The 21,354-nt window shown below is 64.8% G+C and carries 18 protein-coding genes; 4 read left to right on the top strand and 14 right to left on the bottom strand.

What is annotated here, in order from left to right; genetic code table 11:
* Positions 1-8 precede the first annotated feature (8 nt).
* The 4 genes from F3J20_RS08915 to F3J20_RS08930 all read right to left on the bottom strand — a co-directional run bounded on the left by F3J20_RS08915 (position 9) and on the right by F3J20_RS08930 (position 5,295).
* Positions 9-632, bottom strand: coding sequence for a DUF2894 domain-containing protein (locus tag F3J20_RS08915; RefSeq protein WP_345889854.1), 624 nt, complete (start codon positions 630-632; stop codon positions 9-11).
* A 76-nt stretch (positions 633-708) separates the two neighbouring features.
* Positions 709-1,362, bottom strand: coding sequence for an OmpA family protein (locus F3J20_RS08920; protein ID WP_167043645.1), 654 nt, complete (start codon positions 1,360-1,362; stop codon positions 709-711).
* Complete coding sequence (locus tag F3J20_RS08925; protein WP_167283184.1) at positions 1,359-4,238, bottom strand: DUF802 domain-containing protein; 2,880 nt, start codon at positions 4,236-4,238, stop codon at positions 1,359-1,361. Before F3J20_RS08925 ends, F3J20_RS08920 begins: the two co-directional genes overlap by 4 nt.
* 10 nt (positions 4,239-4,248) lie before the next feature.
* On the bottom strand, positions 4,249-5,295 hold the full coding sequence (locus tag F3J20_RS08930) for a DUF3348 domain-containing protein (protein ID WP_167283186.1): 1,047 nt from the start codon (positions 5,293-5,295) through the stop codon (positions 4,249-4,251).
* A 332-nt stretch (positions 5,296-5,627) separates the two neighbouring features.
* Between F3J20_RS08930 and F3J20_RS08935 the strand changes: the two genes are divergently transcribed.
* A complete protein-coding gene (locus F3J20_RS08935) occupies positions 5,628-6,860 on the top strand; it encodes an FAD-dependent oxidoreductase (protein ID WP_167043639.1) in 1,233 nt (410 codons plus the stop codon).
* Between the two features lie 192 nt (positions 6,861-7,052).
* Here F3J20_RS08935 and F3J20_RS08940 read toward each other — a convergent pair whose 3' ends face one another.
* Entirely contained in the window at positions 7,053-8,537 is a 1,485-nt protein-coding gene (locus tag F3J20_RS08940; RefSeq protein WP_167043637.1) for a sodium:solute symporter family protein, read from the bottom strand.
* Positions 8,534-8,731 (bottom strand): DUF3311 domain-containing protein, encoded by a 198-nt coding sequence (locus F3J20_RS08945; protein WP_167043635.1) that lies wholly within the window; start codon positions 8,729-8,731, stop codon positions 8,534-8,536. Before F3J20_RS08945 ends, F3J20_RS08940 begins: the two co-directional genes overlap by 4 nt.
* A 342-nt stretch (positions 8,732-9,073) precedes the next feature.
* Here F3J20_RS08945 and F3J20_RS08950 point away from each other — a divergent pair, with 342 nt between their 5' ends.
* The 3 genes from F3J20_RS08950 to F3J20_RS08960 all read left to right on the top strand — a co-directional run bounded on the left by F3J20_RS08950 (position 9,074) and on the right by F3J20_RS08960 (position 11,795).
* Positions 9,074-10,489, top strand: a complete 1,416-nt coding sequence (locus F3J20_RS08950) for a cache domain-containing protein (protein WP_167043633.1) — start codon at positions 9,074-9,076, stop codon at positions 10,487-10,489.
* Positions 10,486-11,139, top strand: coding sequence for a response regulator transcription factor (locus tag F3J20_RS08955; RefSeq protein ID WP_167283188.1), 654 nt, complete (start codon positions 10,486-10,488; stop codon positions 11,137-11,139). The genes F3J20_RS08950 and F3J20_RS08955 overlap by 4 nt, the downstream gene beginning before the upstream one ends.
* Positions 11,140-11,252: 113 nt before the next feature.
* Positions 11,253-11,795, top strand: a complete 543-nt coding sequence (locus F3J20_RS08960; protein WP_167283190.1) for a hypothetical protein — start codon at positions 11,253-11,255, stop codon at positions 11,793-11,795.
* 99 nt (positions 11,796-11,894) lie between these two features.
* Here F3J20_RS08960 and F3J20_RS08965 read toward each other — a convergent pair whose 3' ends face one another.
* From F3J20_RS08965 to F3J20_RS09000, 8 genes are all read right to left on the bottom strand, one after another.
* Positions 11,895-13,127 carry an HlyD family efflux transporter periplasmic adaptor subunit gene (locus tag F3J20_RS08965; RefSeq protein ID WP_167283192.1) on the bottom strand — a complete coding sequence of 411 codons (1,233 nt, stop codon included), beginning with the start codon at positions 13,125-13,127 and terminating at the stop codon, positions 11,895-11,897.
* Complete coding sequence (locus F3J20_RS08970) at positions 13,128-14,675, bottom strand: efflux transporter outer membrane subunit (protein ID WP_167283194.1); 1,548 nt, start codon at positions 14,673-14,675, stop codon at positions 13,128-13,130.
* Positions 14,676-14,683: 8 nt separating this feature from the next.
* Positions 14,684-15,688 (bottom strand): glycosyltransferase family 2 protein, encoded by a 1,005-nt coding sequence (locus tag F3J20_RS08975; protein WP_167283197.1) that lies wholly within the window; start codon positions 15,686-15,688, stop codon positions 14,684-14,686.
* A 10-nt stretch (positions 15,689-15,698) separates the two neighbouring features.
* Entirely contained in the window at positions 15,699-17,255 is a 1,557-nt protein-coding gene (locus F3J20_RS08980; RefSeq protein ID WP_240159053.1) for a DHA2 family efflux MFS transporter permease subunit, read from the bottom strand.
* Positions 17,256-17,317: 62 nt separating this feature from the next.
* Positions 17,318-18,631, bottom strand: a complete 1,314-nt coding sequence (locus F3J20_RS08985) for a nucleotide disphospho-sugar-binding domain-containing protein (protein WP_167283201.1) — start codon at positions 18,629-18,631, stop codon at positions 17,318-17,320.
* An 8-nt stretch (positions 18,632-18,639) separates the two neighbouring features.
* The gene (locus F3J20_RS08990) at positions 18,640-19,209 is read right to left on the bottom strand and encodes an isoprenylcysteine carboxylmethyltransferase family protein (protein WP_167043618.1); all 570 of its coding nucleotides are present in this window, start codon (positions 19,207-19,209) and stop codon (positions 18,640-18,642) included.
* Entirely contained in the window at positions 19,206-20,162 is a 957-nt protein-coding gene (locus F3J20_RS08995) for an alpha/beta hydrolase (RefSeq protein WP_167043617.1), read from the bottom strand. Before F3J20_RS08995 ends, F3J20_RS08990 begins: the two co-directional genes overlap by 4 nt.
* A gap of 673 nt (positions 20,163-20,835) precedes the next feature.
* Entirely contained in the window at positions 20,836-21,342 is a 507-nt protein-coding gene (locus F3J20_RS09000; RefSeq protein WP_167283203.1) for a hypothetical protein, read from the bottom strand.
* Positions 21,343-21,354: the final 12 nt, after the last annotated feature.

Raw genomic sequence — 21,354 nt, forward strand, 5'->3', positions numbered from 1 at the left:
GGCGGAATTCAGCGCGCCTTGCCGCGCGCGCCCTTGCCCGTGCTCGCCGCACGCGGTGTTTCTTTAGCGGCGGGCGCGCCGCCGTTCATCTGTTCGAGCCACGCCAGCGTATCGACGTACGACAGAAACTGCTTCAGATATTCCGGCGACAACTCGCGCATCAACGACAACGCGCGATGCACGAGGCTGCTCGAATTGAGCGGCCCCGCATTGCCCGGCACCTTCGCGAGCGACTGACGCAACTGCTTCTCGGTGCGGACTCTGGACCAGACGTCCCTGAAGTAATCGAGCGCGGGCAGTTCGGGATAAGCGGCGGCGCTGGCCTCGCCATGAGGACGCGCGCGATGAGCCATGCGTTCGACGAGGCTCGCGAGTGTCGCGTCGTCATTGGACTCGCCTGCCGCCGCAGAAGGTTCGGACGCGCTATCGGCCTCGGCCACGACGGCCGCATAGGCATCGAGCAATCCCGCCAGTCTCTCGTCGAGCACGCGCCGCGCCTCGCCGTGGTGATGCAGCACGCGCCGCGCCAGTGCCTCGATGAAATGAAAGCGCACCGGGTCGAGGCGATCCGCGCCGCGCGCGCGCCATGCGTCGAGCGTGGCGCGAACCGGATGGCGCGCATCGTCCTGCACGGCATGCGTCAGGCTCGCCGCGCGCCCGTCCCGATTGCCCTGCTCGCTACTCTCGCCATACTCGCCGCGCTCGTCGTCAAGCACCGGACTTCTCCGTGGCGGCCGCGGCGGACGGCCGCGGCACCGGCGCGATTTCGACGCGACGATTTTTCGCACGGCCCTGCTCGTCGGCATTCGAACTCACCGGCTGGCCCGAACCGAACGCGGCCGCGAACAGCGACGCCGCCGGAACGCCGTCGTCGATCAGCGCGCGCGTCACGGTCAGCGCGCGCTGCGCCGACAGCTCCCAGTTATCGGCGAAACGCCGGTTGCCTTCGCGCAAACGCTGGTCGTCGGTAAAGCCGCTCACCATCAGAATCTGGTCGCTCGCACGCAGATAGGCGCCAAGCGGTCCGGCGAGGCTCTTCAGCAACGCGCGGCCCTCGGGCTGCAACTGATCCGAGTTCAAGGCGAACAGCACGTTGCCGCTAATGCCGATGCGCCCGTTGACGAGCGTCACGCGACCCGCCGCGAGCGGCCCGGCGAGCGCCTGTTCGAGCGTCTTGCGGCGCTGCGTTTCGGCCTGGCGCTGCTTGACCTCCTGTTCGAGCTTGCTCGACAGTTCGAGCTGCACGCCGATCACGCCCACCAGAATCAGCACGAACGCGCCGAGCAGCACCGACATCAGATCGCCGAAAGCGGCCCAGATCGGCGCGGCCGTTTCCACGCCGCCGTCGATGTCCTCGCTCATACCGCGTCGGCTCCGGCGGTTGCGCGCTGCACGGCAAGCCGTTGCAGATCCTCGACGATCTGCTTCTGCGACATCACGCTCAGGTCGACTACTTCACGCGCCTGGGCAACGTAATAGGCCAGTTGCTCGTCGCTGCGCGTGAGCGATCTGCCGAGCGCCGCTTCGATGCGTTCGAGATGCGCGACGAGCTTGTCGTTCGATTCGCCGAAGACCTGCACGGCCGCGCCGAATGCTTCGCCGAGGCTCGCCACTTCGACCGCGCTGCCGGTGACTTGCGCGGCGACCGCGCCGAGCTTGCCGGTCTCGTGTTCGAGGTGATCGGTGAAGCGGCTGCCGACGCGCTCCAGCAAATCCGCCGAGGTGGAAACGAGCGCATCGACGGCCGTGCGCTGTTCGGTGGACGCGTGGTTGACCGCATCGAGCAGCGTCTCCAGCGTTTCTAGCAGACGGCTGCGTTCCTGCAGCATCGCGGTATCGCGGACCATGCTGTCGGAGAGCTTCTGGCGCAGTTCGGCGACGACCTCGGCGGCGGCCTTCGGCGCTTCCGATGCCGCCTGCACGAGCCGCTCGATTTCGGCGATTGTTTCGCGTGCGTGGGTCTGTGTTTGCGCCGAGATGTCGCGCGCGGTCTGTGCGAGCGCTTCGCAGATTTCCTGCTGGCGGCTTACGGTTTGCGCGCCGGTTTGCTGCCATTGCTCGCTCAGATTCGCAGCCATTGCGCCGAGCGTTTCGGTCCATGTGGTCAGGCGTTGCTCGTCGCGTGCGGCGAGTTCGGTTTGCATCGCCAGCGCAGCCTTCGGTGCTTCGGCCGCTGCCTGTACGAGGCGGTCGATTTCGCCGATTGTTTCGCGTGCGTGAGTCTGTGTTTGCGCCGAAATATCACGCGCGGTTTGAGCCAGCGTTTCGCAAATCTCCTGCTGACGGCTTGCGGTTTGCTCGCCGGTCTGCTGCCATTGTTCGCTCAGATTCGCAGCCATTGCGCCGAGCGTTTCGGTCCATGTGGTCAGACGTTGTTCGTCGCGTGCGGCCAGTTCGGTTTGCATCGCCAGTGCGGCCTTCGGGGCTTCGGCCGCTGCCTGTACAAGGCGGTCGATTTCGCCAATCGTTTCCGTTGCATGCGCTTGCGCTTGCACCGAAATATCACGCGCGGTCTGTGCCAGCGTTTCGCAGATTTCCTGCTGACGGCTCGCGGTTTGCTCACCGGTCTGCTGCCATTGCTCGCTCAGATTCGCAGCCATCGCGCCAAGCGTTTCAGTCCACGTAGTCAAACGCTGCTCATCGCGCGCGGCCAGTTCGGTTTGCATCGCCAGCGCGGCCTTCGGTGCATCGGCCGCTGCCTGTACGAGGCGGTCGATTTCGCCGATTGTCTCCCGTGCATGAGTCTGTGTTTGCGCCGAAATATCGCGCGCGGTTTGCGCCAGCGTTTCGCAAATCTCCCGCTGACGGCTCGCGGTTTGCTCACCGGTCTGCTGCCATTGCTCACCCAGCTTCGCGTTCATCGCCCCAAGCGACTCGGTCCACGCGCTCAGGCGCTGTTCGTCGCATGCCGCGAGTTGCGTCTGCAAGTCCGCATGCGACTGGCCGACCGCTTGCAGCAACGACGCGCCATGCCGCTCGAACGTCGCCGCGGCCTGCGCCAGCGCCTGCTCGTTGTTCGCCGCAAGCTGTTCGCCCGCGCTGTGCTGACGCGAGAGCGCCGCATCCCACGCCTGCGACATGCCGCTCGCGCTCGCTTCGAGCCGCACGGACACGCCGTCGAGCAAGGCCGCCGAGCGCTGCTCGAAGGTTTCGGCGACACGCGCGAGCGACGCGCGCTGCTGTCCGGCGAGCGCCTCGCTCGCCTCGCGATGTCCGGCGAGCGCGTCGTTCCAGATCCGCGCGACGTTCGCGCTGGTCGCCGCGAAGCCGTCCGACATGCCGTCGAGCTGCCTGTGCACCGCCTGCGTCACGGAGTCGTGCAACGCCGTGGTCTCGCGCGCGAGACCGACCATCGTCGCGGCGACGACCGGCTGCAACGCCTCGCCGGCCGCACGCGCGCTGCCGGCCACGCTGTCCTTCAGCGACTGTTCGATGACGCCGGCGAGGCGCTGGTACGCGGCCTCGGTGCGGCCGTAAAACGCGTCGAGGCCCGCGATCTGCCGTTCGTTCGACGCGACGCTCTGCTGCTCGATCGCGCTCATCATCGTCTGCAAACGTTCGACCAGTTGCGGCATCGCGTCGGACTGGCGCTGCAGCAGCCGGAAGCTTTCCTCGCGCTGATGGCTGCGCGAATAGACGCGCAGCGTCGTCGCGATCTTCAGGTCGAGCTGTTGCGCGGCATCGAGCCGTTCGCGGCGGCACAGCGCCGACAGGAGCCCAAGCATCGCGGACGTCGAAACACCCGCGATCGAGGTGCCGAACGCGAAGCCGAGCCCCTTGACCGGCGCCGCCAGCGAGGCGCGGATCGCCTGCAGATCGCTGGCGCTTTCGAGCGCGAGGCCGGTGCCGCGCAGCGTCATCACCATGCCGAGCAGCGTGCCGAGCATGCCGAGCAGAACCAGCAGGCCGACCAGATAAGGCGCCAACGCGGGGCCCGGCAGCGCCACGCGCTCGCCCTCGACACGCAGACGCACGGCATTGCGCAACCCCGGATGCAGCGTGTCGAGAAACGCCGACAGCCCCGGCGGCGGACCGGACAGTGCGGAGACCGCGCGCGTCAACGTGCCGGTGGCCTGGCTATAGCGGCGCAATTCGAGCGCGCCCAGCACGTAGAACATGCCGATCAGCAGCGTGACGGCGAACGCGAGCGGGTTGGTGACGGCATAGCCGGCTGCGATCCAGCACACAGCGGCGAGACCCGCGAGAAACACGACGAGATCGATACGATATCTGGACATGGGGTCCCAGTTAGCAGGCGCGAAGGGCCGCGAGCAGCCCTTCGACCGGTTGAAAACGGACATCCAGTTCGGCAAGCAAGACGCTCTGCATGTCCTTGCGGAATACGTCCAGCCACGCGTCCTGCGTGACCGGCGCGCGGTGGCCGGCGGTCGCGGAAACCCCGGCGGGGTCCGCGGCCGCGGCCACGGCTTTTGCCTGGGCGGTGGTGGCGGCGCGGGCCGTGGCCTCAGCCTCAAGCGCTTCGGCCGGCGTGGGATCGGCGCCGGCTTGCATCTGTGCCGGGCTCTGCCGTGCGGCGCTGGCATCGCCTTCGGCATCGGCTGCGGTATCGGCTTCGGCCAGCTTTTGCCGCGCGGCATCCGCTTCGGCTGCGGTTTCGGTTGCAGCTTCAGCTTCGGCCTGCCGCTGAAGCGCAACCTCGCGCAAACGCGCGAAGTGCCCGCCGAGCAATCCCGGCACCGCCGCCAGCACGGTCCGCTCGCGCTCGCTCAGCGCGCGCTCCATCACCGCATCCACGACCGCGAGGCGCGCGAACGCCGGCGTACGCGCGGCGAGCAGCGCGCGCAGACGGCCGCGCAACGTGCCGATCGCCGTCTCCATCGACTGCTGGAGCGCAAGATAGCGCTGACGAAACACCGCGTAGTCGGCTTGCGGGTCGGCGCCGCCGCGTTGCGCCGGTAGCTGTGCCGACATCTGTGCCGACATCCGCGTCGAACCATGCGCCGATCCGTGAGCCGGTGCCGACGCCCGCGCCGGTGCGTGCCGCCGCGCGGGCGCAAGCACGCTGTCGCCGGCGATGGCGCTCGCGAGCGAGCCGCGCACACGCGCGCATTCGTCTTCGTCGGCACGGCCGAAGCCGCGCGCGCCGGCGGCGACGGTCGGCGGCGCGCCGTTCAACGCCGACGACAACGCGATCGCATCGGTCCAGCCGAGCCACTGGCTCAGTTGATCCGACAACGATTGCCGCGATTCGACGGCATCGACATCCGCGAGACGGGTCAGTAGGCGAACGAGCGCGGGGCCGCTCAGAGCGGTGCGCTGGGGGGCTTGCAACATACCACCGGAAGCAAAAAACTCAGCAGTTTACACGCTGACGGGTGCGAGGCCGATCTCTTCCCCGATCGCCCCCCGTCCGCGAGACATTTCAAACATGCGTTCCGATGGCGCAAACCGCACCCGTAGCGGGACTTTTGCGCGGCCCTGGGGCTTTCCCAACCACGGTTTTTCGCCAATAGATCAGCGGGCCGATCAGCGTATAAGATAAAAGCACGCTCCCTTCGCCGCATCCTCGCCGTCCCCTGCCTTTCCAGGCTGCCGCCCTGTTCCGAGCGTCGAGAGCCGTAACCCGGCTGTGACCCGCAGTGACCCTGGACGAGACGCGCAGCCGCATGAAATTCGATACCGTGGTGCTCGGCGCCGGCATTGTCGGTGTGTGCGTCGCCGTGCATCTTCAGAAACGCGGACGCGCGGTCGCGCTGCTCGACCGCAAGCAGCCCGGCAACGAGACCTCGTTCGGCAACGCGGGGCTGATCCAGCGCGAAGGCGTCTATCCGTACGCGCTGCCGCGCAGGCTCGGCACGCTGCTGCGCTATGCGCGCAACCAGTCGCCCGAGGTGCGCTATCACGCCAACGCCATGCTCGAAACCGCGCCGTTTCTGTGGCGCTACTGGCGCAACTCGCATCCGCTGAAGCACGCGGCCATCGCGAAGTCGTACGCGACGCTGATCGAGCATTGCATCAGCGAACATCACGCGCTGGCCGCCGCCGCGGGAGCCAGCGCGCTGCTGCGCCCGACCGGCTGGATCAAGGTGTTTCGCAGCGGTATTGCCAGGGATGCCGAAATACGGATCGCCGAGCGCTGGCATCGCGAATACGGCGTCGCGTTTGAAACGCTCGACGCACCGCGTCTGCGGCAGCTGGAACCCGACCTCGACAAGCGTCTGCAAGGCGGCCTGCGTTATCCGGACTCCGACACGGTCAGCGATCCGAACGCACTCGTCACCGCATATGCACGCTATTTCGAAGCGCTCGGCGGGCGGTTTTTTATCGGCGACGCCGACACGCTGCGCGAAGGCTGGCAAGTCGACACGCAGGAAGGGACGCTCGAGGCCGAGTCGGTCGTCGTCGCGCTCGGGCCGTGGTCGGATCGCATCAGTACGCGGCTCGGGTATCGGCTGCCGCTCGCGGTCAAGCGCGGCTATCACATGCACTATGCGCCGCGTCAGACGGCGCGGCTCAATCATCCGGTGCTCGACGCCGAAAACGGCTACGTGCTCGCGCCGATGGCACGCGGCATCCGCCTGACCACCGGCGCGGAAATCGCGCGGCGCGACGCGGACAAAACACCGGCGCAACTCGACGCGGTCGAGCCGATCGCGCGCACGCTGTTCCCGCTCGGCGAGCGTCTCGACGCCGAGCCGTGGATGGGGCGCCGCCCCTGCACGCCGGACATGATGCCGATCATCGGTGCGGCGAAGAAGCATCAGGGCCTGTGGTTTGCATTCGGCCACGCGCATCACGGCCTGACGCTCGGGCCGGTGACGGGCCGGCTGCTCGCCGAGATGATGAGCGGCGAGGAAACGCTCGTGGACCCGTGGCCGTTTCGCGTCGAGCGGTTCTAGCGGAGTGGGCGTGCTGCCCGGCTGATTCGTCGGCCGCTCCGCCGCGTTGGCATTGCCACCTTGCCAGGCCGCTGCCTGAACGGAACGGCGCGGAACAAAACGAAACAGAACGGCGCGGAACCGACGCAATAAAAAACGCCTTGGCGCTATTCGCGCCAAGGCGTTTTTTCAAACCAGTCAACGAGACGCCGATCAGGCCGTCGTCACTGCTGCCCTGCGCGGCGACAGCGCCGACACCGCAAAGCTCACGACAATGTTCGCCGCCAGCGCGATCATGCCGATATAAAGCGGATAGTCCTCATGGCCGACATGCAGCCCGTACACCGGCTTGAGTCCCTGCGAGATCGCGAGACCCGTGCCGAGCGCGATACCGACGAGCCAGCCAATGAACAGGCCCGGCGTATTGAGGCGGCGCGTGTACAGCGAGAACACGACGGCCGGGAAAATCTGCAGAATCCACACGCCGCCGAGCAGTTGCAGATCGATCGCGTACTGCGTCGGCAGGAACACGATGAACAGCAGCGCGCCGAACTTCACGACCAGCGAGACGATCTTCGCGTTGGCGGCCTCGGCTTGCGGCGAAAGATTCGGCGCAACCAGCGGACGCCACAGATTGCGCGTGAACAGATTCGCCGCGCCGATCGACATGATCGCCGCCGGCACCAGCGCGCTGATCGCAATCGCAGCCGCCGCGAAGCCGATGAACCACGCCGGGAACAGCGTGCCGAACAGCGCGGGCACGACGTCGCTGGCCGACTTCACGTTCACGCCGGCCGCGATCGCCATATAGCCGAGCAGCGCGATCAGGCCGAGCAGCAGCGTGTACGCCGGCAGGAAGATCGCGTTCTTGCGCACGGTCTTGGCCGACGCCGACGACAACACCGCCGTCATCGTATGCGGATACATGAACGCGGCGAGCGCCGAGCCGAGCGCGAGCGAGGCGAATGCGGTGTACTGCGACGGCTTCAGCAGAATACCGGTCGCGCCGCCCTTCGCCTGGAAGTGCGCGTCGGCCACGGCGAACACGTGTCCGTAGCCGCCGAGCTTCACCGGAATCAGCCATACCGCCGCGATCACGACGATATAGATCATGATGTCCTTGACGAACGCGATCATCGCCGGCGCGCGCAAACCGCTCGCATAGGTGTAGAGCGCGAGAATCACGAACGCGACGATCAGCGGCATTTCACCGCTCACGCCGAGCCCCTTGATGACGACCTGCATGCCGACCAGTTGCAGCGCGATATACGGCATCGTCGCGACGATGCCGGTCAGCGCGACCGCGGCCGGAAACCACTTGCCGCCGTACTCGCCGTGCACGTAGTCGGCCGCCGTGATGTGGTTTTTGTCGTGCGCGACTTTCCACAGCTTTGGCATCACCGCGAATACGAACGGATAGACGATGATCGTGTACGGCAACGCGAAGAAGCCATACGCGCCGACCGAATAAACGAGCGCGGGCACCGCGATCACGGTATAGGCAGTATAGAAATCGCCGCCGACGAGGAACCACGAAATGATCGTGCCGAACTGGCGGCCGCCGAGGCCCCACTCGTGCAATTGCGTGAGATCGCCCCGCTTCCAGCGCGCGGCAAAAAAGCCGATCACGGTCACGAGCACGAAGAACGCGATGAATACCGACATCGAGACGGGGTTCACTGGATTCAGATCGCTCATTTGATACCTCGATACACGATGTAGACCAGCAGCGAGGTCAACGGCACCCACAGAAACTGATACCAGTAGAAAAACGGAAAGCCCGCGAACGAGGGATGCGCGTCGTTATAGAACGGCAGCCACAGCAGCGCGATATAAGGAATCAGCAGAATGAGCCAGCGCCATGAACGGCCGGCGGAAGTGGTGGTCTCCACGTATGTCTCCTTGGGTCTTGTCGACACCGCGCGTCATCGCTTATGGCCTGGCGTGCAGGTGTCCGGTTGCCTGAGGTCAGGCGGAAAAACAGGCAGCGGGCGCGCCGTTCGGGGAATTTCATGGAATTCCGGGAATTCCCTAAGAAACGGCCCGAACGCCGCGGCTCGCGCGAGCGCTTGCGCCGCAAGTGCCGAAACCGCTCCGCGAACGGCGCGCAGGGCCCCCACGCGGCACGGCGCGCCGCGGGGATGTAGTATTCGCCTTCACGGGCGTCCTCACAAGCGCGCAACTACGTAAGCAGTCTACGTAATACTACGTAGACTGCCGGCCGTTTTTCAACGATGAAACTCAAAGCAAAGATTGTGCTGCTCGCGATCGTGCCGTTCCTGGCGGCGATCGCCAGCATCGAAACGGGGGTGCGCCGCGAAGCCACGGCACTCGCCGAGCGGCAGCACGCGACGACCCAGGCCGCTTACCTCGCGAGCAAGGAGATCGAACTCAGGCACTACGTCGAACTCGCGACCACCGCGATCGAGCCGCTCTACGAGGCCGGCCGCGACAATGCGCGCGACGACGCGCTGCTGCGCATGCGCGCGCTCGCCGTGCTCAAGAAGATGGATTTCGGCGAGGACGGCTACTTCTTCGTCTACGACATGCATGGCCGCTCGCTGATGCATCCGCGCGAGCCCGATCTGGTCGGCCGCGATCTCTGGTCGCTGCGCGACAGCCAGGGCGCGCCGACGATCCAGCAACTGCTCGCCGCGGCCACGCGCGGCGGCGGTTACGTGCGCTATCTGTGGCATCGCCCGTCGACCGGCAAGATCGAGTCGAAACTCGGCTACGTGGTGCCGCTCGAACGCTGGGGCTGGATGATCGGCACCGGCATCTATCTCGACGACGTCGACTCGACGCTCGCGCATATCGACGCCGAGGCGGCCGCCAATATCGATCGCACGATGAAGTGGATCGACGCGATCGCGGTGGCCGGGCTCGCGGTGATCGCGCTGTGCGCGCTCGTGCTCAACGTCAGCGAATATCGCAGCGCCGACGCGAAACTGAAGCGGCTCGCGCGCCAGGTGGTCGAATCGCAGGAAAACGAACGCGCGCGGCTGTCGCGCGAATTGCACGACGGCATCAGCCAGATGATGGTCTCCGTGAAGCTGCTGCTCGAATCGGCGCTCGCGCGCCTCGAACGCGGCGACGCTCGCGTGCCCGCCGCCGAAGCCGCGCTGTCCACCGGTCTCACGCGGCTCGGCGATACGCTGCGCGAAGTCCGGCGCATTTCTCATGCGCTGCGGCCGTCGATGCTCGACGACCTCGGCGTCGCCGCCGCGCTCGAACAGCTCACGCGCGAACTGAGCGAACAGTCGGGCATCGAGATCGGCTTCACGCAGATCGCGCACACGCACGCGGCCACCTTGCCCGATGCGGTCAACACCGCGCTCTTTCGCATCGCCCAGGAAGCGCTGACCAACATCGTCCGTCATGCGCAGGCGTCGAGTGCATCGCTTGCGCTCGACATCGCGCACGACGCGGTCACGCTGACGATCGCCGACAATGGCCGCGGCTTCGACGTCACCGATGCGTTCGTCGGCCGGCGCGCGGGCGTCGGTCTGCGCAACATGCGCGAACGGCTCGAAGCGCTTGGCGGCAAACTCGCGCTCGCCTCGCAGGCGGGCCACACCGTCGTCACCGCGCGCGTGCCGTTGCCAACCACCGATGCCCCGCTGCCGCCCTTGCAGGAAATCCGCTCATGAACCACAACGCTTCTGCCGCGGGCGCGCGCCTGCTGCTCGTCGACGATCATCCGCTCGTGCGCGACGGCCTGCGCGCGCGTCTCGAAGCCGTGCGCCATTTCGAAGTGGTCGGCGAAGCGGACAACGCACAGGAAGCGCTCGCACTCGCCGAGAAGGCGGCACCGCACCTCGCGCTGATGGACGTCGGCATGAAGAACGGCATGAACGGCATTGCGTTGGCGGGCCTGTTTCACGAGCGTTTTCCGGCGATTCGCGTGCTGATGCTGTCAATGCACGACAACCTCGAATACGTGACGCAAGCGGTGCGCGCCGGTGCGAGCGGCTATGTGCTGAAGGATTCGCCCGCGCTCGAAATCATTCAGGCGATCGGCGCGGTGCTCGACGGCAAGACGTTTTTCAGCGCGGAGTTAAGCGCGCGGCTGATCCAGGCGTCGGCGACGCAATCGCCGGTCGAGCGGCTCACGCCTCGCGAGCGCGATATTCTCGATGCGCTCGCCGAGGGTCTGTCGAGCAAGCAGATCGCGCAACGCAACGATCTGTCCGTGCGCACCGTGGAGACGCACCGGCAGAATCTGAAGCGCAAGCTCGAGATCGAGGGGCAGGCGGAGCTGATCAAGTTCGCGGTCGAATATCGGCGCGCGCGGCGCTAGGTTGCTTCGCGGGTCGCGCGATAATGGATCGATGGCGCGCGGCGATGCTTTCGAGCCTGTTGCGTCACCAGTGCTTGAGGACTCCCCAAACCGCAGCAGGAACTGGAGCAAGCATGAAACGCCTGACCGAACGCCGGCTTGCCTGTCTGCTGATCTGCGCGGCAACGGCCTACGCTTATGCCGAAGCGCCGCGCGTCAATCGCGGCCACGACCCTTTCTTTCAGATATCCCAGGCAATCGCCGATTGCCCGACACCGCTCGGTCCATTCGAAACGGAACAGGAATGGCTCGACGACAGCCATTACCGCATCGAGCGTGGCAATAGCTGCTGGATCGAAGGACGCTGCCGCTTGCCGAACGCCTATCTATACGACGCGGAAATCGCCGAAACCGTGCGGCGGCGTCTCGCGAATCTCAACGTCGCGACGCACTGGCGCGAACAGTCCACGCTCTGGCTGACCTTGCAGCGCCGCTTTATTTATGTCGAAGGCTGCGTCGCGCCGGGTTTCGACAAGAAGACATTCCTGACCGAACTCGCGAAAACCGCGGACGTCGAGCGCGTCATCGACAACACCGTCACGAACCCGCATGCCGCGCAGCTGCCTTATCGTACACAGGCCGAGCCGGACAAACCGGTGCTGGAGCCCGGCAATTAAATTAGCGCGATGCCTACGGAGTTAGGGTCTACGCGGAACCATGCCGGTACATCCTCACCGGCACGTTCCGCCATCGAAGCCTCTCAGCGAAGCCGCTCACTAATCCGCCGCGCCCGCGCGATCGCTGTTCTCCCGCACGATCTTCTCGATCAACGCATCCGCTTCACGCGAAACGTCGTCATGCACACGCGTGCTCTGCGTAATCGCCGACGTATCGTTGCCGATCAGATGACCGCCGCGCTCATGCGTATCGACCGAAGCCTGCATCGATAAACCGAGCCGCAGCGGATGCGCAGCCAGTTCGGCCACATCGAGCGAAATCACGATCGGCACGCGCTGCACGACCTTGATCCAGTTGCCCGCCGCGTTCTGCGACGGCAGCATCGAAAACGCACTGCCCGTGCCCGCCGAAAAACCTTCGACGTGGCCGTGATAAACGACCTGCGAGCCATACACGTCCGACACGAGCTGCACCGGCTGGCCCACGCGCATATGGCGAATCTGCCCTTCCTTGAAGTTCGCCTCGACCCAGAGATGTTCGAGCGGAATGATCGACATCAGCGTCACGCCGGGCCCGACCTGCTGGCCGATCTGCACCGCACGCTGGCCGACCGTGCCGTCGATCGGCGCAATCACCGTCGTGCGTTGCAGGTTCCGGTAAGCGAGCCGCAACTGCGCGGCGGCCTGTAACACGGGCGGACTCGATTCGATCGACGATTTGCCGCCGAGCGCGCGCGCGGCATCGAGCTGCACCTGCGCGGACGCGAGATTCGCCTGCGCGACAGCCACCGTCTCTTTCGCACGCGCGAGTTCTTCCGGCGACACCACTTCCACCGACGCATGATCGCGCGCGGCCAACGCACGCTGCGCGAGCGCGAGTTCGGCGCGGCGCGCGTCGATCGATTGCACATAGAGCTTGCGCGAAATCGCGGCGTTCGCCACCTGACGCACGGCCGACGTCAACTGCGCGCGCGCCTGCGCAAACGCGGCAGCGGCCTCGGCATCGTCGAGCTTGACGAGCGGCTGGCCCGCGCGCACGTGACGCGTGTTCTCGACCAGAATGTCGGTGACCGTACCGGGGATTTGCGCCGCGATCTGCACGATGTTGCCGGCCACGTACGCGTCGTCGGTTTCCTCGAAGAAGCGCGAACTGAAGCCCCAGTACGAGAGCCACGCCACACCGGCGAGCGCGACCACGCCGAAGAAAAGCGCAAAGCGCCGCCGCCGCGTTGCGCGCTTCGCATCGGGTGCGCCGCTCTCCGCCGCGTGCGCTGCGTGGGCCTGTTCCTGTGTCCAGCCGGCCGCCTGCTGTGCCTGTTTATCGTTATGCATTCAATCGAAGTGCGAATCCATGAGGCGTGCGTGAGAGAAAAGAACCGTCTGCGAATGAACGATCGGTGCGCCGCTGATCTTGCGTTCGTCGAAGCCGCCGCCGAGCGCGCCGATCAGCGCGACTTGCAGCAGCATGCGGCGGCCTTGCAGATCGGCCTGTTGCGCGCGTTCGTCGAGCAGCGACAGATCGGCGAGCATCACGTCCTTCTGCATGCCGATGCCGCGCCGGTGCCGCTCGCGCGCAATCGCGACGATGCGCGTGGCCGAATCGACCGCGCGGTTCTGCTCGGCCGACAGACGCTCGACCGTGCGCAGCGAAGTCAGTTGACGCGCGACGTCGCCGAGCGCTTCATCGACGGTCTTGTTGTAGAGGCTCACCGCCGCGTCGACGTTCGCGTAGTCGCCGTGCAATTGCGCGCGCAACCGCGTACGGTCGAACACCGGCAGCGAAATCGCCGGCCCGACCGAACCGGTCAACGCCGCGCGCGAGAACAGCGCGGCCGGCGTCAACGCGGTCAAGCCCGCGAACGCCGCAAGATTGACGTCGGGATAGAACTGCGCGCGCGTCGCGTCGATATGGTTGAGCGCCGCTTCGGCACGCAGCCGCGCGGCGACGATATCGGGCCGGCGGCCGAGCAGATCGACCGGCAATTGCGCGGGCAACGGCGCGTCGGCGGCCGCCGCGAGTTGCGGACGATGCAGCGACAGGCCACGCTCGGGCCCTCGGCCCGTCAGCACGCCGAGCTGCAACTCGGTCAGCGTGATGCGCTCGTCGTTGAGGGCCTGTTGCGACGCGAGGCGGCTGCGCTTCAACTCGGCATCGGCCGCGTCGTACGCATTGTCGATGCCGCGCGCGCTGCGCTCGCGCAATACCGTATCGACACCGTCGGCCGCCTGTTGCTTCTGCAGCAGCAGCGCTTGCATCGTGAATGCGCGGTCCAGTTCGCAGTACAGCGTGACGAGTGCGACCATCAGCGTAAGGCGCGCCTGTTCCGCGTCGACGCGCGTCGCGTCGCGCGAAGACAGCAGGCTGCGCGTAAGCGCCGCGTTCTTGCCCCACAGATCGAGCTGATAGCTGAGCCCCGCCATCAATGCCGATGGCGACACCACCGGATCGTCGAACAGTTGCACCGGAAACTGCTGTCCCGCGACGGACACGTTCGCGACATTGTTCGGTTGCGGCAGGCGCGCCTTGTTGACCGACGCGAGCGCCGTGCCGTTCAATCCGGACAACGAGGCAAACTGCTCCAGTTGCGACTGCGCCGCGCCGACGCGCGCCTGCGCGATCTGCAGATCGGGATTGTGCTGCAATGCCTCGGCGGCCAGTTCGTCGAGTTGCGGATCGCCGTAGCGCTTGACCCAATCGGGTGCGGGCCATGCGCCGTTCGCGTCGGGGCCGAGCGTTTTCGCGAGCGCATCGGCGCCCGGTTGCAGCGGTTCGACACTCGCATGCAAACCGGCATCGCTGACGCAGCCGCTCAACGCCGCCGAGATCAGCAGCATGGGCAGCGCGTGTCGCGTAAGAAATCGCATGGTGGTTGGCTTCATGAGCGGTTTCATGAATGGTGCGGGTGATGCAGCGCGGCTTCGCCGGCGCGTGATGGAGAAGAGGAACCCGCCGCGGTGGCCTTCCTCACGCTAGCCGTTTTTGCGGCAAGCCGTGGACGGACCTGTTCGAGCGGTCCCATGCGTCCGAACAAACCGTCGATCAGCCCCTGCGCGATCGCGCTCAGCTTCGCGAGCTTGTCGTGTTCGGCCAGAACGATCTGTACGATCTGCCATAGCGTGAGCAGGTTCGGCACGATCGCGACTGGCAGGCGCAAGCCATATTGCAACGCGAGTTGCATCGCATTGCGTGCGCTGTAATAGCGACGAAAGCCGGGGTGATTCATCGTCGTCATTTCGAATGCGCCGAGTTTATGGCGGCGCCGCGAACCGATCCGGTGCAGTAGCACGAGCGATGGCACGAGATAGACGGGTACGTTGCGCAGCAAGGCGCGCAGGCAGTACTCGGTATCGACGTGATCGATAAACAGGCTTTCGTCGAAACGGCCGAGACGCGCGAATGCCTCGCGCGAAATAACGGAGCCCGAGGAGATCAGAAACGCGCAGCGCTGCAATGAGGCAGCGGCATCCGTCGCGAGGCGCTTGACCGCGAGGCCGCTCGTGACGAGTTCCGGCAAATAGCGCTGATCGTTTTCGTCGAAAATACGTGGCCCCATCAGGAACGGCTGACCATCGAGCGGCGTGCAACGCTCGCGCATCACGTCGAAATAGCCCTCAGGCATGGTCGAGTCCTGATCGAACAGCGCGACCGCGTCCATACCGTGGCCGAACAGCGCATGCAGTCCGCTATTGAATGCGCCCGCAATGCCGTGACGATTGCCGTGATGCAGCAGTGCGATGCCGGCATCGCCGAGCACTTGCGCCGCGCGAGCGTCGGGCTCGGGCGAGTTGTCGATCACGAGCAGGCGGTCGCACACCGCGCGCATCGCCACCGCACGCGCGAGTTGTTCGTCGTTCGGATGAAACAGTACGATCAGCGCGGCCAATTTCGTCATTGGCTTTCTCCTAGTGTCCGAGCGTCATCGCGGAGCCGCGTTTCGGACGCGTGAGCCACATCATCGCGGCGAGCGCGAGACAGGTGACGCTCGCCATATAGAACATGTCGCCGGTCGCCATCATGTAGGCCTGCTGCTGCACGACGTGGTGCAGCGTCGTGACTTCGCGCGCGCCGTCGATCCCGAAACCATGCAGCTTCTGCACGAACTGCTGCGTATTGCCCGACGATTTCGTCACCGCCTGGGAAATCACGTCGTAGTGAAACAACGCGCGGTTGTCCCACAACGTGACGCTCATCGCGGTGCCGAATGCGGCCGACAGCGTGCGCAGGAAATTCGACAGGCTCGAGGCGGCGGCCAGCTTGTGATCGGGTACGCGCGACAGCGTCGCGGCGGTCAGCGGAATAAAAAAACACGGCAGGCCGATGCCCTGGATCAGACCGGGCGTGATGATCTGCACGAAGGTCATTGTCAGCGTGAAATGCGCGTTCCACCACAGCACGGCCGCGAATACGAGAAAGCCGAACGTCGCGAGGACGCGCGCGTCGAAACGCGGCGCGTAAATGCCGACCAGAATCGAAAACACGAGCGCGAGCACGCCGAGCGGCGCGGTGGCGAGTCCCGCGTGATAGGCGGTATAGCCCATCACGGCCTGCAACCAGAGCGGAAACACCACGCCGACCACCGAAAAACTCATCATGCCGAGCGAGATAATCAGCACGCAGAACGAAAACGTGCGGTCGCGAAACAGGCTCAGATCGATCACCGGATGCGCCTCGCCCGCTTCCCAGATCAACAACGACACGATGGACAGCGCCGCGACGATCGAAAGCGTCAGAATCAGCGGCGAATCGAACCAGCCGCGGTCGTGCCCGAGGTCGAGCACGACTTGCAGCGAGCCGACGCCGAGCACGAGCAACGCAATACCGGGAAGATCGACACGCGTGGCCGCCCTGGTCGCAGCGGTCTCTCCTGTCTCTCCGGTCGCTTCAGTTGCCGAATCATGCGCGTCGCGGCGCAAGAGCGTCGTGCACACCGAAAACGAGAACACGCCGATCGGCAGATTGATCAGAAAGATCCACGGCCACGAGAAGTTGTCGATAATCCAGCCGCCCACGACCGGCCCGAAAATCGGCGCGAGCAGTACCGTCATCGCCCATAGCGCGAGCGCCACGACCCGTCTTTGCGGCGGAAAACTGCGCAGCAGAATGGTTTGCGACAGCGGCACCATCGGCCCGGAAAACAGCCCCTGCAAGGCGCGGCACACGACCAGCACGTGAAAGTTGGCGGCCATGCCGCACAACAGCGAGGTCGAGGTGAACAGAATCACCGCCGCGAGAAAAAGCCGCGTTTCGCCGAACCGCTGCGCGAGCCAGCCCGTCAGCGGCACCGCAATCGCGGCGGCGACCGAATACGAACTGATAACCCATGTGCCCTGGCTATTCGACACGCCGAGGCTGCCGGAAATAGCCGGCACCGCGACATTGGTGACGGTCGAGTCGAGTACTTCGATAAACGTCGCGAGCGAGAGCGCGAAAGTCAGCAAGGCAAGCCGCATGCCGCGCATGTTGCCGCGAATGTTGCTGCGATCCTCGCGCGCAGCACTGTCCGGCACTGACGTCGCCGTGCTCATGCGCCCTGTCCACCCGCAGCCAGCACCAACGACGGCACGCCGGCAATCGCGGGCTCGCGCGCCGTGCGACGCATGAATCCTTCGATATAGCGCGCGGCCGTGTCGCAACCGTCCGGCGCGGCCGCGAGCCGATCCTGCATGCGCACGCACTGCGTCGCGATCGACGGGGAACCGAGCACGTCCCTGAGCGCGCGCGCCAGCGCCCGCGCTTGCAACGGCGCATCGAGCCGCACGCCGCAGCCGCTCGCGGCGACGCGTTGCGCGTTATCGAACTGATCGTGCGCAAACGGCGTAACGACCTGCGGAATACCGGCCGCATACGCGAGTGCCGCCGTGCCGATGCCGCCGTGATGCACGAGCGCGCGGCAGCGCGGCAATAGCGTGCGCATCGGCACATAGCGGCGCGTGAGCAGCTGCGCCGTTGCCGTTTCCGCCTGCTGCTGTGTATGCGGCGTCAATAGAATGCCGCGCAGCCCGGTATCACGCAGCACCGCATTCACGATCCCGGCATAGTGCGCATGATCGGTCAACGTCGAGCCGGCCGTGAACACGACGGGGCGCTCGCCGTCCTCGAGAAACGCTTCGAGTTGCGTGTCGGGTTCGTGCGCCTGCGTTTCGTTGAATAACGGAAAGCCGCTCTGCCGACGCGGCTCGGGCCAATCCGGCTGCGGTTGCGCAAACCATTCGGGAAACAGGCACAGCACGCCGTCGGTCGAATGCAGCCAGTGGCCGAAAATGCGCGTGACCGACGGCAGCCCCAATTGCGCGCGCAATGCATTGAGTTCGGGGCCGCACACCCGGTCTAGCACCTGCGTTTCAATCAGGCGCAGCAGTGCCGCCTTGACGCCGAGCGGCAGCCAGCGCGGAATCGTCAAACGCGGGTGCGTCGGCGGCGCATGCGCGGACAGCAACGTCGACGGCGACACCTGCACCGACACCAGCGGCACGCGATATAACTCCTGCATGAGCCGCGCGGAAAAAGCCCACAAGCTGCCGACAAGCACCGTGTCGTCGTTGGTCAACGAAACGAGCGTATGAAAGTGCGGCTGCAACGTCGGCGCAATCACGGCCCACAGCGTTCGAAATGACGTGCGCGGATTCCATAGCGCGGGGTTCGCCATCGCGGCCGCGTATTCGTCGGCGGTGCCGATCGGCTTGAATGCGAATCCCTGGCGCACAGCGGCCGCTTCGAACGGCGGGTGGCTGCAAAACACGATCTCGTGCCCGCGCGCCGCGAGCGCGGCGCCGATGCCGAGCAGCGGATGCACGTCGCCCGCCGAACCGATCGCGGTAATGATGACTCTCGTCATGCGGTGGCTCAGAAGAGACCGGGAATCAGCGCGGCCACGTCGCGGCGGTACTGGGTATAAGCGCCGCCGAAGTGGCCGGTCAGCCAGCTTTCCTCGACCCGCACCTTGTAGGCGAGCGACGCGAAAATCAGCGCGAGGCCGAACGCGCCGCGCCATTGCGCGCCGATTATCGCCGCACCGAGCAGCGCCAGCAGGCAACCCGTATAAATAGGATGGCGAACCAGGCCATAAGGCCCGCTGCGCACGAGTTCATGATCGTCTTTCAGCGTGACCGACACGCTCCAGTTCGTGCCGAGATGCAGCCGGGCCCACACGGAAAAAGCGAGACCCGCGAGCAGTACGACGAGACCGGCGATCTGTAGCGGCCCGAACATCTGCGGGTCGAAACGCCACGCGGCGGCCGTGAAATCCGGCAGGATAATCAGCGCGCCGCCCGCAATCAGCGGAATCGACTGCAAGGTGCGCGACAGCGACGCTTCCTTGCGCGCGGTCGCCTTGACCTGTTTCGACGTCGCGATCCAGTACAGCAGCCAGAGGGTCCACGGCACGACGATGGCAATGCTTTGAACGATATTCACGGTAGTTCGACCTGTTGGAACGAGTGATCGGCGGCGGTAGCCATGGAAGGTTGCTGCATCGGCAAAATCGGCGCGCGCGCGGCCAGCACGTCGACGCAATCGCGTGCGCGATTGCCGGTATGGGTCCGCGCGGGCCCGAAGTAGTCGAGAATCTCCGCGCGAACCTGGCGCAGTGCCGCCTTGCCTTCGAGATCGAGAAAATGCCCGGCCTGGCCGATCGTCGAGAACTCGGCGCTTTGCAGATGTTCGCCGAGCGAGCGCACGTCGCCCGGCGTCGTGTATTCGTCGAGCTCGCCGTTGAGGAATTTCAGGCCGCAGTCGATATTGCGGAATTCGTGCAGATAATCTTCCGGGCGAATCGCCAGAATCTGCTCGACATGAAACGCGACCTGCTCCTGCTCCTCGCGCGGCAGCGTCGCAAGATAGCGGAAGTTATAGAGCTTCATAATGCGCGGTAAGTGCTTGCCGACCGTGTCATTGAGCAGTTGCGCGGCCTTCAGGTTTTCGCCGGCGGCGATATGGTCGCGCGCGGAACTGACATAGTTCGTCATGGCCTCGTTCAGGCGCGGCGAGAACGAGGCGATCACCGCGCGACGCACGCTCGTGCGCGCCCGCGACAGCGCGAGCAGCGACGCCACTCCGCCCCACGAGACCGACAGCAGATAAGCCGGTTCGAATAAGCCGATTAAATAGAGAAGAATGTTGACTTCATCGTCTTTAGTGAGAATGAAGTCGCATTTATTATGCGGCTTAGATTGCCCGGCATAAGGTAAATCGAAGCAGATCGCATTATAGCGTTCGCCTAGATATTTAATGGTCTGACCGAATGACGCCGTAGTGGCAAGCGCTCCATTGATCAGAATGACACTCTCGAAAGCCGGATTGAATACGTGACGTTCAACGTAGACTTTCAGGCCCGCAGGCAGCGGAACAACAAGTTTTTCGATAGGCATGGAGTATTCGCATGCACTTGCGCAACGCAGGTGCGTACCGATACCGCGCCCGCGCAAACGGACGCCGTGCGGCCATACTACCGCGAATCAGGCCCGTGACTTGCCCTGGCGCAGGCAAATCCGATTCGCGACGACCGCTGCTACATCGAAGCGCATTGCTTTCGGCAATGCTTTTCGGCTCGATATGCTTAACCAATAAAGCTATGCACCAGAACCGTGATTTCGATGCCCCGTAATAATTTCTTATATAAAGTTTCTGAAAGAATTACCGAAAATCCACAGTGCATCTTTCAGTGAAACATTGTGCTGCAACCGCATGAAGACTAGATGTCAAGCTATGATAATGCAAATATTTTTATAACTAATTTCCAAGCTATTTTTCCTGAAATCTCATTCACGCGGCCAGCATGAAGGCATGCCATTTTACGGTTTCAAGGCGGGCTGTCTAGTAGCTGCTCGCACTTTTCGACAAATGCCCCTGGGGCGAACGACGCTGGCCTGCCTCGAAGGTCGGGCATGCTTCGCTTGCGCAAACGTTGGAATGTGCACGGCGCAAGCCCGCTTATGGGACCGCGCCTTGCTGTGAGTTCTGGCTGATTGCTGCCCGGCGTTGCAGGTCTTTCCCTGCCCGAGCGAAATTATCTGGCTTATCTGACCCACTTATCTGACCCACTTACCTGACCAACGCGAATGCTTCCCTGCTGGCGATTTCTCCCGCGCCATATACGCCAATGACCGTATAGTCCGACGCCACGCATTCGAACGTCGACGCACCGAACGTCACGACGAAATGGCGCCGTGCCGGTGTCCCGGCATCGCCTGGCGTTGCGCCCACCTGTACTGCGGCAATTTCCGCGCACAAAGACGAATTGACGACTTCATGCACCGAATAACTGGAGAGACCTTGCGCCGCCAGTGGATGAACGTCGAGATCGCCATCGCCTGGCGGACCTAGCCGATGAAATATTGCATCGGGAAAGAGCACCGCGCAGAAGGGATCGTCGTCGGGATCGAAAGGACCGAACCGCTCGAAGTCTTCTTCGGCGATCGGATAAGTCAGAATCACACGGCGGTCGCTGGCGACGAGAAAAGGTTCGTCGGCATCGGCGGCCGGATGAGGAGCGGAGTCCAGCAGGACGACCTGGTCTTCCTGCTGGGATGCATCGAACGTGCTGACCATCTACTTCGCGAC

It is taken from the genome of Paraburkholderia sp. Cy-641, from assembly GCF_011752945.1.
In the GTDB taxonomy this organism is placed as follows: domain Bacteria; phylum Pseudomonadota; class Gammaproteobacteria; order Burkholderiales; family Burkholderiaceae; genus Paraburkholderia.